The organism is Haloferax marinisediminis, assembly GCF_009674585.1.
Lineage (GTDB): Archaea > Halobacteriota > Halobacteria > Halobacteriales > Haloferacaceae > Haloferax > Haloferax marinisediminis.
In genome coordinates this window covers 1,787,967-1,802,351 of sequence record NZ_WKJP01000001.1, presented here as the reverse complement: position 1 = coordinate 1,802,351, position 14,385 = coordinate 1,787,967, and the positions used below count along the sequence as shown (strand labels likewise).

Below are 14,385 nucleotides of genomic sequence, written 5' to 3'. Positions count from 1 at the left end.
AGTGGTAAAATACGGGGCCTGATCAGCCAGAAACGGCGTCGACGGGAACCACGTCGCCAACGGCAACGTGGTCACCCACGGTGAGCGACTCGCCCCACGACGCCTCCGGAACGACGGTGTTGACCATGAGTCGGAAGTCGTGGTCGAACCAGTCGCCACCGGACCACTCGGGCAGTGTCTCGCGGCGCTTCGTCACGAACGTCTCACGGAACCCCGGCGTGTCCTCGCCGCTGTCCGGGTCCCGGGTTGGAACGGCACAGCGTTGGCAGGGGTTGATTCCCGCGAACGAGACGGACCCGATAGTGAACTCCACGCTCGTCTCTCTGCTGTCGAACAGGTGGTCTTCCCAGAACGGGTCGGGGGCGTCGAGTTCGAGGTTCGGTCGGAGTCGTCGACGCATCTCGTCGGTGTCGATACCGTCGAACCACGACGCGGCCTGTTCGAGCGTCGCCGTCGAGATGATAGTCGGGCCGCTAGCGGTGGTGTCGTCGGGGAACCCGCCTGCGGGGTCTCGACGGAGTTCCACGTCGTAACCGAAGTACGCCGAGAGCCAGTCGTCGGCGTCAGCGATTGGGCCGTGGTAGTCCTCGCAGTCAGGCGCGGAGAGTCGAATCGTCTCGTCGGCGAGTGAGACCGAACTTCGGATTCGGTGAATCGACCGCTCGCGCTTCCCGTTGACGTAGTTTCCATCGGCGTCGAAGATGGCGTACTCTCGGTCCCCAGAGAGACCGCCGTTTTCGACGACTGCTGTGCGCTCGACGAACTCGGGGTCCAGCGACTTCACTGGATAGACGGCAATGCGCTCCAGCGTCGCCACGGGCCCAGTCGTCATCTACTCCTCGTCCGAGTCGGGGGTGGCGTCGGCGAACGCTTCGGCGATCGTCTCCTCGTCGAGCGTCACGAAGCCATCTTCCGACAGCGTGACGGCGCTCACTTCACTGGCGGTGAGTTCGTCGTCGGCCTCGCGGAGTGCCGACAGCGCGAGCGTCACGCCGTCGTCGAGCGACAGGTCCTCGGTGTAGCCTGCTTCGAGCGCGGCCTGAATGTCGTTGCGGCGGCCGCCGATGGCGACTGCTTTCCACTCTTGAGGCGTCCCGGAGGGGTCAGTCGCAAAGAGGCGTGCCGACCCGTTTTCGACGCCGCCGATGAGCAGCGATGCACCGTACGGACGAGTGCCACCGGACTGTGTGCTCTCTTGGATGTTGTCGGTGATAGCCTTCGTGAGCGCTTCGACACCCATCGGTTCGCCGTACCGGAGTCGTTCACGCTGTGACGTCGTGCGAGCGAAGTCGACGAGTTTGCGCGCGTCGGCGACGTGGCCGGCGCTGGCGGCACCGAGATGGTCGTCGAGTTTGTGAATCTTCTCGATGCTCTTCGTCTCCATGAGCGTCGATGGCGAAGAGCGCTGGGCCGCGAGGACGACGCCGTCTGTCGTGCGGACGCCGACGACCGGTGCGCCCCGTTTGACTGCCTCACGGGCGTATTCGACCTGGTAGATGCGACCGTCTGGCGAGAACAGCGACGTCCCGCGGTCGTACGCCTGCTTGTCGTTTCGATTCATCGGACGACAACCTCGTTTGCGAAGGCGACGTTCGTCATTACTTCGTGGTCGGTGCCGGAGGCGGAAAAAGCCTCCACACCCGGCAGTGGTGTAGGGTTCACAGCACGGAACTCGTCACTTCTCGATGACCGCCGCCTCTGGAACGTTCTGCTTGAGGCTCTCGATACCCTGTTTGGCCTTCTGTTTCGACGCGTAGCCCTCACCGGAGTCGGCGAGGATGTTTCCGTTGTCGTGGACGAGACGCCATCTGTACTCGCCGTGGGCGTCGACGTACACTTCGAAGTGAGCTTTACTCATAGGTGTGAATTGGTGTCTCTGAGGGAAAATTTCACCGCAGAAATCGGGTCGACTGAGTGCGTTAGACTGCTTCTTCTTCTTCGAACGTGTCGAGGCTGGCTTCGAAAAAACGGGCCTCACAGTCCGTACATCGAATGGTGAGAACCTCCCACGACCGACAGCACGACTCGGCCGTCTCCTCTGTGAACCGGACGTCGCCACCGCAGTCGGGACACGTTTCGAGGTACACACGGACGCCTCTGGCGAGCGTGCTTCGCTGGTCGGGTGTGAGTTCGGCCCAGTCGCTGATTCGGTCTTCGAGCACGCGGTCTGCCGCCATGTCTGCGACGAGTGCGCCCTGTGACTCCCAGCGGCCAATCTGTGTCCCGTCGACGACGGGAACGATCCACCGACCGTGGTCTTCGAGCGACAGGTCTGTCTCGTCGACGCCGACGAGCGCTGCGAGTCGTCGCCGTGCCACCGACTCGTCGGTACGACGAAGCTCGTCGTTCCACGCGGCTTCGAAGTCAGCGGTCAGACACAGGTCGTCTTCGTCTTCGCATTCTTCGAGCACCTGTGCACCCTGTAACACCGCTTCGACGTCGAGTGCTGCACCACTGTCGGTGCCGACTTCGTATCCGGGTGCTGGTTCTTTGTCGAACCAGCGGAGCACACGGTCTGGAAGGTACGTCTTCGTGAGCGTCGGCGTCCCCGGCACGAGATAGCCACGAGTGTAGATGACGCCTACGAAGAGGGCGAACGAGGCGATGGCGAGCGGTGCCCACACGATGCCGAGGACGAGGCTCGCGATGGCCGCGATGACGACGTTCACGACGGTACAGGGCGTACACCGATTCTCACCGGTGTATTCGGGTTGGCGAATCCGGTCGACGAGTGTCGAGGGTGTCATGATAACTACTTGTGTTAAGTGTCGTTCTATGACGACGTTTGGCTGCATAAAGATGCGTACGGGCCACTGCGTGTGGTCCCGCGCTCGTTCGACTGACTATCCGTTGGTCGGTGCGGTACCGAAGCCCTCCTCAGTACAGACGCGGAAGACCACGTGGCTGACCGCGGTCTGCTTCCCGTTCTTCGGGTGCTTGTTCGCACAGAGGCTTCCACCCCACGTGGCACCCTGCGGTCCCTCGACCAGCGACGGGGCCGTGCCGGACCCAGTCGTCCCACACAACCACGTGTAGGTGTTGCCGGCGTCCTTGCCGCCACCGCCCTTCACGAACACTTCGAAGACGGGGAAGTCTGACTCGAAGTCGAAGCAGACGAGTTCGCCTTCTTCACCCTCTTTGTACGTCGGGTTAGTGAACTTGATTTGCCCACCATTGCAGTCGAGCCACTGGTCGAACACGATTTCATTCTGCTCGTCGTCGTACCACTCGAACTTGCACGCGTCCTCGATTTGGTTGCAGATGCAGTTGAGGTCCGATGCAGTTTTCGTGTCGAGCACGGTTCCATCGTATTCGAATTCGACCTTGTCGGCTTCACAGCCACATGGCAGGCTGAAGGTGTACGATGGACTGCCCTTCGTCAGGGAGTGCGTGTATGGACCGCCACACGACGGATTGAATCCTGGGTAACCTTCCGAGTCTGCCTTCGTGTACAACTTCGCCGTGACTGGGCAACTGTCGAGGAGCCCCGTCCCTGAGACCTCAACTTCGTCGCACGAGAACTCCGCTTCGAAGGTCGGTGTGCAGTCAGCGACGCTGAAGGTCTCGTCGAACCCGCTCAGGTCAGCACCGTTGCTGTCGGTGAACGAGATACTCGACGGCGTGCAGTAACACGGCACTGCGAGCGTGTTGGTCCCGTTCGAAATCGGGTACGTCTCTGAACCGCAGTTATCGAAGGACACCATCGCCGTAATCGAGCAGTAGTCGAGACCGCTCGCCTCGACAGTCACGTCCTCACAGTCTGCCGAAGAGCTGAGCGTTGGGTCACAGGTTCCACCGTTTCCGCCGCCGTTCCCGTCACCGCAACTGTGTTTGACAGTGATGTGGCTGATGTCTTTGCCATCCTCCGTGCACAGTTGGCCGTTGGAGTCGACGCCGAATTCGGAGTACAGCGTACAGGCAACGTCGTCGACAGGATTGTCGTAATTCTCCTCAGCTATGTTCCCTGCTTTGAGTGCGATATCTTCGAGTTCACCAGCTGGGTCGGTCCAACTGATACAGTCGAGGCTCTCACGCGTGACGGTGATACTCGTCTCGGGGACGGTACACGTCTCGCCCACCGAGAGGTCGCTATCGTCGATTTTACAGAACGAACAGTCTTCGTCGGGTAAGAAACACCGACTTCCTTGGCCGCCCAGTCCTTCGCACGTACAGTCTCCGTTCGTCGCCGTCGCAGTTCCAGTAATGCCGCCCAGCACACCGGCGGCACCGAGCGACTGCATCACGCGTCGCCGTGTTATCGGAAAGAGTCTCGTTCGCGTCTCTTCGTCGGTCTCGTTTGTATCGGTAGTATCGAATTTCATCCTTGTTGTCTTAATTTTGACAGTGCTCCCACTACGGGTTCTATCCCGCCCCTAATCCCTCTCGATGGGTTTCAGACGCCCATAGAGGATATTTTACCAGTATGTAGTGTTAGTATATGCAAGTTAATTGAAATTAAGTGAAGGTTAGTGTGTATGTGTCTTTCAATTGATAGTAGTTCTCCACTGACGGAACCGAGAAATTGTTAGTCGGTTCCGTGGTGACTGTATCCAGTCACAGCGGCGACGGATATCGGATTCTACGTCGTCTTTCGAACCATCATGTCTCACCGGTTATCTGCGGAATCTGAGTGTCTCACGCTCCATCTCTTGCAGGCATCCTCATATCCGCTGAGAACCCCTCTCTAGGTGTTATGAGTACTCGTCAAGAGAAGCACTTCGAGGAGGCGGACGTTCAGAACCGGTTCGACTTCAAGAAGGAACAGAAGACCGCGTTCGCAGCAGAGAAGGGTCTCACCGAAGAGACCGTTCGGGTCATCTCCGAGGACAAGGGGGAACCGGAGTGGATGCTGGAGCGCCGCCTCCGCGCACTTCGGATGTTCCAACAGATGCCGATGCCGACTGGCTGGCCCGGCCAACCGGACCTCTCCGAGGTCGACGTTGACCTCATCGTCCCGTACATCCGCCCCGACGTGGAAGTCCGTGGGGGCGTCCGCGACTGGAACGACCTCCCCGAGGAGATCAAAGACACGTTCGACAAACTGGGTATCCCGGAAGCCGAGAAGAACGCCCTCTCCGGCGTCGGCGCCCAGTACGAGTCCGAAATCGTCTACCAGAACATGCGCGAGGAGTGGGAGAACGCGGGTGTCATCTTCATGGACATGGACAAAGCCGTCCGTGAACACCCCGACCTGGTCGAGGAGTACTTCATGACGAAGTGTGTCCCGCCGAGCGACAACAAGTTCGCCGCACTCCACGGTGCAATCTGGTCCGGTGGGTCGTTCGTCTACGTGCCGGAAGGTGTCACCGTCGACATGCCGATGCAGGCGTACTTCCGGATGAATTCCGCCGGGATGGGGCAGTTCGAGCACACGCTCATCATCGCCGAGAAGAACTCCGAGGTCCACTACATCGAGGGCTGTTCCGCACCCAAGTACTCGGCGTTCAACCTCCACTCTGGATGTGTCGAGGTGTTCGTCAAGGAGGGTGCCCACGTGCAGTATTCGACCGTCCAGAACTGGTCGAAGAACACCTATAATCTGAACACCAAGCGCGCGATCGTCGGCAAAAACGGACGTATGGAGTGGATTTCTGGCTCCATGGGCTCGAAGGCGACGATGCTCTACCCCGCGACGATTCTCAACGGTCGTGGTGCCTCTGACAACCACATCACCATCGCCTTCGCCAGCGAAGGCCAGAACATCGACACCGGCGCGAAGGTCTACCACAACGCCCCCGAGACGAAGTCGACCATCGTCTCTAAATCCATCTCACGGGGTGGCGGCCGCACCAACTACCGTGGCTTGGTCCGCATCGCACACGGCGCGACCGACTCCTCGTGTTCCGTCGAGTGTGACGCGCTGATGTTCGACAACGACTCCACCTCGGACACGATGCCCCACATCGAGATTCACGAGAACAAGGTCGACGTCGCGCACGAAGCGACTGTCGGGAAGATTGGGGACGAAGACGTGTTCTATCTCCAGTCACGCGGTCTCGGCGACGACGAAGCGAAGCAGCTCATCGTCTCGGGCTTCATCGAACCCATCACGAAAGAACTCCCAATCGAGTACGCAGTCGAACTCAACCGACTCGTCGAGTTGGAGATGGAGGGCAGTCTCGGCTGACACCGCGGCACCGACTCGCCTCTCACCGACTTCTCAGCGTTACTCGATTGGTCGCTTGAACACGAGCGCCGTCTGTCCGCTCCCCGCACCTGCCCCACGTGAGTCCGCAATCGTATCGACGAGTTCCCACCCCTCACCGCCGAGTGAGTTGAGGGCGTCTTCCATCGGCGCAGTGTCGCCGCTGAAGAGGCCGCCATCTGTCGTTCGGACGATTTTGTACTCCCAGCGAGTGTCGTGTGCGTCAGTCACGACTGTGTCTCACGTCGCTCGTAGACGACGAACGAGAAGCCATCTCGACTGTCGCGGTCGGTCTCGCTCCACTCGTCGTGGTCCCAGTCGGGGAATCGCGTGTCACCGTCGAAGGCGTCAGCAATCTCGGTGAGGACCATCCCCGACGCCCGGTCTAAGAACTGCTCGTACACGGTTGCACCACCGACGACGTACACCGTCTCGACGCCCATCTCAGCAGCGGCGGCCTCGCTGGCGGCGACTGCCTCGGCAATCGAGGCGGCGGTCTCTGCACCCTCGGGGAGGTCGAGGTCACGACTCGTGAGGACGACGCTGTGCCGACCCGGGAGCGGTCCATCGAGATGGCGGGCGATGCTCTCGTACGTCTTTCGGCCCATGACGACGGGGTGACCCATCGTCGTCTCTTTGAAGTGCGCGAGGTCTTCTGGCAGGTGCCACGGCATGTCGCCGTCGCGGCCGATGACCCCGTTGTCGGCGACGGCGGCGACGAGGACGAACCGAACCGAGTCGTGGCCATCGGCCGTCGTCTGGTCGATGTCTTGGCCGCTCATTCGGCCACCGCGAAGCGAATCCCCTCGGCGGGGTCGTAGTCGCGGAGGACGATATCGTCGAAGGTGAGGTCCGAGAGGGGAACGTCTGCGACGTCGAGCGTCGGGCGCTCACGGGGCTCACGAGCAGCCTGTAAGAGCAGGCCGGGGACGTGGTCGTAGTCCTCTTCGCCCTCGGCCTCTTCGGGTGCCGCTTCGAGGAGCCAGTCGCGCACGCCGAGGTAGTCTTCGTTCGTCTCGACGTCGGCGAGGCGGCGCTGGAGTTCGTCGAGGTTATCGCCGTACCACGCGCCGCGGTCACCGGTTCCGCAGTAGACGTGGGCGTCGACGATGGTGTGTGCGAACTTTCCGAGTTCGAACCCGGTCTGCTGGGCGACGACCTGCGCGAGGATGGCGTACGCCGCGAGGTTGAACGGAACGCCGAGTGCGATGTCGCCCGAGCGCTGGGTCAAGTGGAGGTTGAGTTTGTCGCCCTGTACGTTGAAGACGAACGTGTAGTGACACGGCGGAAGCGTCGAGACGGCGGCGTTGGCGGGATGCCACGCGTTGATGACCATCCGACGGGAGTTGGGGTTCTCTTCGAGCGTGTCGAGGACGTACGCGAGTTGGTCGAACGTTCCTTCGTCGTTCATCCAGCGGTGGCCGTCTTCGGGCCACGCTTCACCCGGCAGTCCGTCTTCGGGGACGGGATACCGTCGCCAGAACCGACCGTAGGCCGTGTCGAGATGTCCTTCGTCGTCGGCCCACGCATTCCAGATGCCCGTCTCCTCGCGGAGGTTCTTGATGTGCTCTTCGCCCGAGAGGTACCAGAGGAGTTCGTGGATGAGCGAGTTCCAGCGGAAGCCCGAGAGGTCCTTCGTGGTGAGCAGTGGGAAGCCCTCCTGCAGGTCGACTTCGTAGTGCTTCGAGAAGCCAGAGATGGTGTCTACACCCGTTCGGTTGGGCTTGTACTGACCGGTACCGAGAACGTCCGTGACGAGGTCGAGGTATTGGCGCATGTGGGGTCCCCAGAGTCGGTTCTTGGTCTTGGTTGCGACTACTAAATCTGTTCGCTCCACGCCCCACAACAGGAAAGACCCCACTCGCCGTACCACTTGCCATGATTCGCAACCTCGCGCAGGGGATTCGTGCCTTCACGAGCAACGTGTTTCTCGTCGACGGAGAGACCACCGCCCTCGTGGACGCCGGGGCGAACTTCGACGTCGTCCCGAAGGTTCGCGAGGTGACAGACCACCTCGACGCCGTCTACCTCACGCACACACATCCAGACCACATCGGAAACGTCGACGCCATCCGCGAGGCGTTCGACGTACAAACGTGGGGCTACGACGCTGGAAACCTCGCCGTCGACAATCGTATCGAGGACGGCGAACGCATCCAAATCGGTGACGACGTGTACGAGGCCATCCACACACCCGGACACAAAGACGACCATCTCTGTTTCTTCTCACGCGGGTCGGGCGTCTGCTTCGCCGGTGACCTCGTCTTCGCGAACGGCGGCTTCGGCCGAACCGACCTGCCAGAGGGTGACCGTGAGGTGCTCATCGAGAGCATCGACCGCCTCCGCGAGGCGACCGGCGACGAGGTGACCGAGATACACGTGGGTCACGGGCCGAGTGTCGTCACACGGCCGCAGGACGACCTCGAACTCGCTGCTCGTGCGGCCAGAGTGAATCGCTGAGTTAGGTATCGAAACAGTCGGAGTCAGTCCTGCTTACTCTTCGTCGTCGTCCGAAACGACGTCCGGGTGGAGGCCGTAGTATCCCGGGTCGTCGCCACGGGGGTCGTTGATGACGAAGTCTTCCTGATTGACGATAATCCACGGGATGGTCCACTCGATGAGGCGGTCTTCGGTCTCCTCGTCGAGTTCCGTCGTCGGGTCGAGGCCCTGCAACATCCGCGCAATCTCTTCGACAGTGTACATGTAGTCGTCGTGGAGCACGTCAGCCGGTTCGTACAACAAGTATCCATAGAGCGTGTCGAACTCGTCTTTCGGCTTGGGCATACCCACCAGTTCTCCGCCGATTGGCAAAACCCCGGCGACCCGTCACCGAAAACTGTCGCTTGCCATGACAATACTTATCAATGGCGAGTGGGACACCAGAGCGATGAGTGATGCCACCTCACGTCTCGTCGAAACCTTCCACACGTTTGGTGGGGACGCGCTTCGAGACTTGTGGGTTTTCGACCGTCGTGGATGCGAACATCTATACTTGAGAGACGACGTCGCCGACGCCATCGACTCGGTCGACGTGTCCAGATTAATCGACAACGAACGGTTCGGCTACGTGACGAGAGACACGTACGAGGCACTCTACTACGCTGACTACGGATACACTGTCCGCGGCTTCGATTCGTTCGAACAGTTCCGAACGTTCCTTGGTGACCAGCCAATCGGGGTACTCGCTGGGTTCGACCGCGGAGCAAACGGACGGGACTTCGCGGCACTGAACGACAGTCTCCAAGAAATCGAGGCTGAATTCGACGTCTCGTCTCTTCTCGCTGTGGATACAGCAGTCGACTAACCGAGATTCGGTACTGTTCGGTTCTGCTCGTTCTGACAGAGAGCGCTGCTGCTCTCGGGTGTCGTGTCCAAAAGAATTGTCAGGATGTGAGGGTCTACTCGAAGAGTTCGACGGCCTGCTCGTAGCGGGCCGACGGCTCTTCCCAGTCGACGACCTCGAAGAACGCGGAGATGAAGTCACCGCGGGCCGGGCCGTAGTCGTGGTAGTAGGAGTGTTCCCAGACGTCGAGCGCGAGGATGGGGTGGGAGCCCCAGAGTGCACCCTGGTCGTGTTTGTCGACGACGACGTTGCGAAGCTGGTTCGAGAACGAGTCGTAGACGAGAAGTGCCCAGCCGCCGGCAGCGCCTGCTGCGGCTTCGAACTCGCCCTTCCAGGCTTCGTAGGAACCGAAGTCTTCCGCGATGCGGTCTGCGAGCGCACCCTCAGGCTCGTCGCCACCCTGTGGCGACATGTTCTGCCAGAAGAGGTCGTGCAGGATGTGACCGGAGCCGTTGTGGGTGACGTTGCGGAGTGCACCGCCGGACGAACCGAACTCGCCTGCTTCGCGGTTCTCGGCGAGCGTCTCATCGGCCGCGTTCCATCCGTTCACGTAGCCCTGGTGGTGCGTGTCGTGGTGCCACGTCAGGACTTGTTCGGAGAGGTGCGGTTCGAGAGCGTCGTAGTCGTACGGAAGCGGGTCAAGTTCGTAGCTCATAATGTAAACCTCCGTATTGAGGGTCGGGCGGAATCCTGTTAAAACTTGAGGAGAGGCATGGTAACACAGAACAAGCGTTCTCGGGCCACTGTCCGGCGATTTCGATGCCTTAGGGGTGGCACGAATCTGCCGTCTTGTCAGCCTTCGAACGGGGTCGTCCGTCGTTCGTACTCTATCTCGCTCGCGATCCGGTCGGCCACCGTTGCACCGAACTCGCGTTCGACGATGTGCAACGAGAGGTCGAGGCCAGACGTGACGCCACCGGCGGTGAGAACGTCGCCGTCGTCGACGACGCGGGCGGAGACCACATCGGCGTCCGTCTCGCGGAGGTCGTCCAGTGCGCTTCCGTGAGTGACTGCTGGCCGACCGTCGAGGATGCCCGCCCGCGAGAGGAGCATCCCACCTGTACAGACGCCTGCGACCACGGTTCCTGCCTCGTAAAGCGCCGATATCGCGTCGGGAACGTCGCCTTTCTGGGCCTCTGTCCACGCACTTTGTTCGGCCCGAGAGTTCCACCCGCCGCCGGGGACGACGAGCAGGTCTGGTCGGTCGGTCTGTGGGTCGAGGACGCCGTCGACACCGACGCGCATGCCGTGACTCGCAGTCACGAAGTCACGCTCGTCGAGGGTGACGAACTCGGCGGTACAGTCTGCACCGTACGCACCAGCGTTCTGAAACACTTCGAAGGGAGCGACGGCATCGAGTTCGTCGAACCCGTCGTACAGGAGAATCGCGACGTGCATGGATGGCATCTCGTGGGCCGGAGAGATAGCGTTTCGCTCCGTGTCTCGCCATCCGTCACCGATGCCGCTGTCACCCGCTCAGTCGTCGCCGCGGGCGGCCTCGAACATCGAGAGTGCCATCTCCCGGCGTTTGGAGTGGTCCACGATTGGTGCTGGATAGTCTGGCGCGACGCGTTCGCGTTCCATGTCGCTCATCTCGTGCCAGTCGTGGATGGTGTTCGCCGTCACGTCTCGAAGTTCCGGGACGTACGTCTTGATGTAGTCGGCGTCGGGGTCGTAGCGTTCGCCCTGCGTCATCGGATTGAAGATGCGGAAGTACGGTTGAGCGTCGGTCCCGGTCGAGGCCGCCCACTGCCATCCACCGTTGTCGTTGGCCGTGTCGTGGTCAGACAGGAACTCCCGGAAGTGCGCGTAGCCGTGTCGCCAGTCGCACAACAAGTCCTTCGTCAGGAACGACGCGACGATCATACGGACGCGATTGTGCATGTACGCCTCCTGTTTCAGTTGGCGCATCCCAGCGTCGACGATTGGATAGCCGGTTCGACCCTCCTTCCACGCGGCCAGTTCGTCGGGGTCGTCACGCCACTGGATGTCGTGTTCGTACGCTTTGTAGTTCTCGGAGACGACGCTCGGGTTGAACCGGAGGACGTGGGCGTAGAACTCACGCCACGCCAGTTGTGATTGGAACTCCTCGACGGATTCGTCTCGTTGTCCACCGACAGTTTCACGCGCTGCAACAGTTGCAGCGTACACTTCCCGAATCCCGATGGTTCCGAACTTCAGGTCCGTCGAGAGTTTCGACGTACCGTCCCGTGTGGGGTAATCGCGGTCCTCGGCGTAGCGATAGATGGCATCGTCACAGAAGGTTTCGAGGCGCTCGCGTGCTGCATCGGTCCCTGCGGAAACGACGTCGGCCGCTGGTTCTTCGAACCCGAGCGACGAGAGCGATGGAAGCGTACCGACATCGACAGCTGGCACCGACTGGGCGACTGATTCGAGCGTCTCGGCGTCGACGAGTGAGTCTGCGTCGGGTTCGGGATATGGGCCGGGCTTATCGCGGTCACGCCACTTCTTCCAGAAGTAGGTGTACACCGAGTAGGGGTCGCCTGCATTCGTGGTAATCGAACCCGGCGGGTGGAATATGGCATCGTGAACCGACTCGCGAGCGACGCCGGCATCGTCGAGTGCTAATCGGACGTCTGCGTCACGCTCACGGGCTAACCCGGAGTAATCTTCGTTCCAGACGACTCGCTCGGCACCGAGTTCTGCTGCGAGGGTCGGAAGGAGGGTTCTCGGGTCACCACGCCCGACGAGGAGGTCGCTTCCGAGGGCACGATACGACGCCCGAAGTTCGGCAAGAGCATCGAGCATGTATCGGACGCGAGGCGCTCCCGCGTGTTCGAGAACGTCGTCGTCGAACACGAAGACGGGTGCGACGGGGCCGTCGCTCGCGGCAGTCGTCAGTCCCCTGTTGTCGGCGACTCGCAAGTCGCGTCGATGCCAGTGCAGTTGCATATCCGCGCCTCAGGACGGAGTGACCGTTAATGTAGCGGCGGAAACACGCTTAGTAGGTGTAAAACAGCAACAAAGGTCAGGCTACTCTGGAATAACTGCCCAGTATTCCATCCCAACTTCCCAGACGGACCCGAGTCAGTGCGGGCGGGACACACCCACACCGTGAACGTTCTTCGGTAATATGACGTTATTAACCGATTTCAGATAAGTCCACACGTTTACATTCTTACTATCTGATGTACCCTGTCCATACCTATACGCCGGGAAGGCCTTGTATGGAGTATGTCTGGGCGCCGAATCTCTCTTGACCTCGAGATGCAACAGCCGCTTCTAGAACGTTCCATCTCCGTTCCACTCATATTCCTGACATTCGTCTGTGGAACACTCGGGTGGCTCGTGTGGACACCGTACGGTGTCGTCCTCGGTGTACTTCCTCCTGCAGTCGTCTTCGGATTCGCCGTGGTCGAACTCCGTGGTCGAAGCCTTCCGCAACTTCCTCCACCGAGGCAGCCAGGCCCATCACCTCCACTCGCACTCGACGGACGGGTCGACCTCGTCTCCGCGTTGTACACGGCGGGTATCTTCACGGAAGACGAATCGAACAGACTCGCCCTCTCGAACGAGTTCGACAGTGACTGGCGTGGGCGAATGGTCGCGATGGAGGGGCGAGACCGCGACGAGGACGTCCTCGCGAAGTTACTCGGCGTCGACGACGCTCGCATCGAGATGGGATGGGACGAACACGGTCTGTTCGCCCGCCTCGACGACAACGACATCGGCCGATGGATGTCACGGGCCGCCTTCGTGGCAGACCTCACGGCAGTCATGGTGTTCCGACGCTACTACCCCGATTGGTGGCAACTCACGACGGCAGACCGAAACCGCGTGCTCGGCGCGCTTCGGTTGAGCCTCCACACGTGCCCAACCTGCGATGGGTCCGTCGGCATCGACACCGAGCGAGTCGACGAGGGTGAGGACGGCAAGAAACACGTCATGGCGACGTGCCGTGGGTGTAACGCAGGCATCTTCGACGCAGTCGTCGACGAGGAACGTGCTGCGGCGTCCAACACAGACACAGAGACCGGAACGCACCCCCGAAGCACTCGGTAACGACTGCCGGAAAAATACAGCGACACTCTTTCTCGATGTCTGTTCGTTAGGAACCGTATCACGTCACGACGGAATCTGTTTTTCGAACGTTAGGCCGGTCCTGTCCCGTCGGAGCGTCTAGGGAAGCGGTTCGATGTCGTCTCGCCGCCCATCGAGAATCGCGTACTCTTCGTTTCGGCGCTGTTCGAGCCACCGAACGAGACGCTCCGCCCACGCGAGTTTGTGCGCTTTCATCTCGTCGACTGCGGGGTCGTCGAAGTCCCATCCGACGAAGACGAGGCTCTCTGCGCCGAGTTCGTCTGCGATGAACGCCGCTCGGTCACCGTCGGTGAATCCACCCCAGTTGACCACTGGGCCGACAGGGGCCGCCTGCGTGGTCCCGAGGACGTGTTCGCTTTCGAACTGCGGAACCCACTCCCGAATCGCAGGGACGTTGTCACCGTGCGCCGCCGCGGCGACGGGGATTCCCGACGCAGTCAGTTCGACCGCTGTCTCGGGGTTCTTGTCCAGGTCGGTCACCATCATATCGAGGTCGTAGCCTGCGTCGCGGACGACGTCTGCGGCCGTCGAAGCGGCGACGACCACGTCGGCGTCGTCGAGGAGAGAGAGTTCGTCAGCGAGCGACGGGGCTGCACCACAGATTGCGACTGTCTGGCCGTCCCACGCGAGGCGCGAGCGGTCGAACGGCGTGACGAGCGACGCGAGGACGTCCCGGGCGGCCTCGTCGCCCGCGCGGTCGAACCCAAAGCTGTCGAGAATCTGTGTGTAGACGGGTTCCCACTCGGTAAATCGCATAGCTGTCACTCAGATTGCTGTGGCTCAGGAGTGTAACTGTATGGGCCGGAATGGCACTCGTGTACCCCTACCCGCGTGC

Annotated in this window: 17 protein-coding genes; 4 read left to right on the top strand and 13 right to left on the bottom strand. The window is 61.1% G+C overall.

The genetic code is table 11. The features are described from left to right. Nucleotides 1–22 precede the first annotated feature (22 nt). The 5 genes from GJR98_RS09425 to GJR98_RS09405 all read right to left on the bottom strand — a co-directional run bounded on the left by GJR98_RS09425 (nucleotide 23) and on the right by GJR98_RS09405 (nucleotide 4,322). A complete protein-coding gene (locus tag GJR98_RS09425) occupies nucleotides 23–832 on the bottom strand; it encodes an MOSC domain-containing protein (RefSeq protein WP_151137648.1) in 810 nt (269 codons plus the stop codon). Further along, the gene (gene psmA, locus GJR98_RS09420; protein ID WP_151137646.1) at nucleotides 833–1,561 is read right to left on the bottom strand and encodes an archaeal proteasome endopeptidase complex subunit alpha; all 729 of its coding nucleotides are present in this window, start codon (nucleotides 1,559–1,561) and stop codon (nucleotides 833–835) included. A gap of 114 nt (nucleotides 1,562–1,675) precedes the next feature. Further along, nucleotides 1,676–1,858 carry an HVO_2922 family protein gene (locus GJR98_RS09415; protein WP_151137644.1) on the bottom strand — a complete coding sequence of 61 codons (183 nt, stop codon included), beginning with the start codon at nucleotides 1,856–1,858 and terminating at the stop codon, nucleotides 1,676–1,678. A 61-nt stretch (nucleotides 1,859–1,919) separates the two neighbouring features. Beyond that, nucleotides 1,920–2,747, bottom strand: coding sequence for a hypothetical protein (locus GJR98_RS09410; RefSeq protein ID WP_151137641.1), 828 nt, complete (start codon nucleotides 2,745–2,747; stop codon nucleotides 1,920–1,922). Between the two features lie 96 nt (nucleotides 2,748–2,843). Beyond that, nucleotides 2,844–4,322 carry a hypothetical protein gene (locus GJR98_RS09405; RefSeq protein ID WP_151137638.1) on the bottom strand — a complete coding sequence of 493 codons (1,479 nt, stop codon included), beginning with the start codon at nucleotides 4,320–4,322 and terminating at the stop codon, nucleotides 2,844–2,846. Nucleotides 4,323–4,693: 371 nt separating this feature from the next. Between GJR98_RS09405 and sufB the strand changes: the two genes are divergently transcribed. Further along, entirely contained in the window at nucleotides 4,694–6,127 is a 1,434-nt protein-coding gene (gene sufB, locus GJR98_RS09400; protein WP_151137636.1) for a Fe-S cluster assembly protein SufB, read from the top strand. A 39-nt stretch (nucleotides 6,128–6,166) separates the two neighbouring features. On the opposite strand, the gene GJR98_RS09395 is transcribed toward sufB, so the two are convergent. The 3 genes from GJR98_RS09395 to thyA are packed head-to-tail and all read right to left on the bottom strand — an operon-like array spanning nucleotide 6,167 to nucleotide 7,922. Next, nucleotides 6,167–6,376, bottom strand: a complete 210-nt coding sequence (locus GJR98_RS09395) for a DUF4177 domain-containing protein (RefSeq protein ID WP_151137634.1) — start codon at nucleotides 6,374–6,376, stop codon at nucleotides 6,167–6,169. Then, entirely contained in the window at nucleotides 6,373–6,927 is a 555-nt protein-coding gene (locus GJR98_RS09390; protein ID WP_151137632.1) for a dihydrofolate reductase, read from the bottom strand. The genes GJR98_RS09395 and GJR98_RS09390 overlap by 4 nt, the downstream gene beginning before the upstream one ends. After that, a complete protein-coding gene (thyA, locus tag GJR98_RS09385; protein WP_151137630.1) occupies nucleotides 6,924–7,922 on the bottom strand; it encodes a thymidylate synthase in 999 nt (332 codons plus the stop codon). The genes GJR98_RS09390 and thyA overlap by 4 nt, the downstream gene beginning before the upstream one ends. A gap of 101 nt (nucleotides 7,923–8,023) precedes the next feature. Here thyA and GJR98_RS09380 point away from each other — a divergent pair, with 101 nt between their 5' ends. Beyond that, the gene (locus tag GJR98_RS09380) at nucleotides 8,024–8,605 is read left to right on the top strand and encodes an MBL fold metallo-hydrolase (protein ID WP_151137628.1); all 582 of its coding nucleotides are present in this window, start codon (nucleotides 8,024–8,026) and stop codon (nucleotides 8,603–8,605) included. A 33-nt stretch (nucleotides 8,606–8,638) separates the two neighbouring features. Here the strand turns inward: GJR98_RS09380 and GJR98_RS09375 are convergent, their stop codons facing one another. Next, nucleotides 8,639–8,929 (bottom strand): DUF5827 family protein, encoded by a 291-nt coding sequence (locus GJR98_RS09375; RefSeq protein ID WP_151137627.1) that lies wholly within the window; start codon nucleotides 8,927–8,929, stop codon nucleotides 8,639–8,641. Between the two features lie 103 nt (nucleotides 8,930–9,032). On the opposite strand from GJR98_RS09375, the gene GJR98_RS09370 reads away from it, so the two are divergent. After that, on the top strand, nucleotides 9,033–9,449 hold the full coding sequence (locus GJR98_RS09370; protein ID WP_151137625.1) for a DUF7522 family protein: 417 nt from the start codon (nucleotides 9,033–9,035) through the stop codon (nucleotides 9,447–9,449). Between the two features lie 94 nt (nucleotides 9,450–9,543). Here the strand turns inward: GJR98_RS09370 and sod are convergent, their stop codons facing one another. The 3 genes from sod to GJR98_RS09355 all read right to left on the bottom strand — a co-directional run bounded on the left by sod (nucleotide 9,544) and on the right by GJR98_RS09355 (nucleotide 12,401). Then, a complete protein-coding gene (sod, locus tag GJR98_RS09365) occupies nucleotides 9,544–10,143 on the bottom strand; it encodes a superoxide dismutase (protein WP_151137622.1) in 600 nt (199 codons plus the stop codon). Nucleotides 10,144–10,280: 137 nt separating this feature from the next. After that, entirely contained in the window at nucleotides 10,281–10,886 is a 606-nt protein-coding gene (locus tag GJR98_RS09360) for a DJ-1/PfpI family protein (RefSeq protein ID WP_151137620.1), read from the bottom strand. A 78-nt stretch (nucleotides 10,887–10,964) separates the two neighbouring features. Next, the gene (locus tag GJR98_RS09355; protein ID WP_151137618.1) at nucleotides 10,965–12,401 is read right to left on the bottom strand and encodes a cryptochrome/photolyase family protein; all 1,437 of its coding nucleotides are present in this window, start codon (nucleotides 12,399–12,401) and stop codon (nucleotides 10,965–10,967) included. Between the two features lie 315 nt (nucleotides 12,402–12,716). On the opposite strand from GJR98_RS09355, the gene GJR98_RS09350 reads away from it, so the two are divergent. Beyond that, complete coding sequence (locus tag GJR98_RS09350; RefSeq protein ID WP_191965485.1) at nucleotides 12,717–13,511, top strand: hypothetical protein; 795 nt, start codon at nucleotides 12,717–12,719, stop codon at nucleotides 13,509–13,511. 117 nt (nucleotides 13,512–13,628) lie between these two features. Here GJR98_RS09350 and GJR98_RS09345 read toward each other — a convergent pair whose 3' ends face one another. Next, entirely contained in the window at nucleotides 13,629–14,306 is a 678-nt protein-coding gene (locus GJR98_RS09345) for a 6-hydroxymethylpterin diphosphokinase MptE-like protein (RefSeq protein ID WP_151137614.1), read from the bottom strand. Nucleotides 14,307–14,385: the final 79 nt, after the last annotated feature.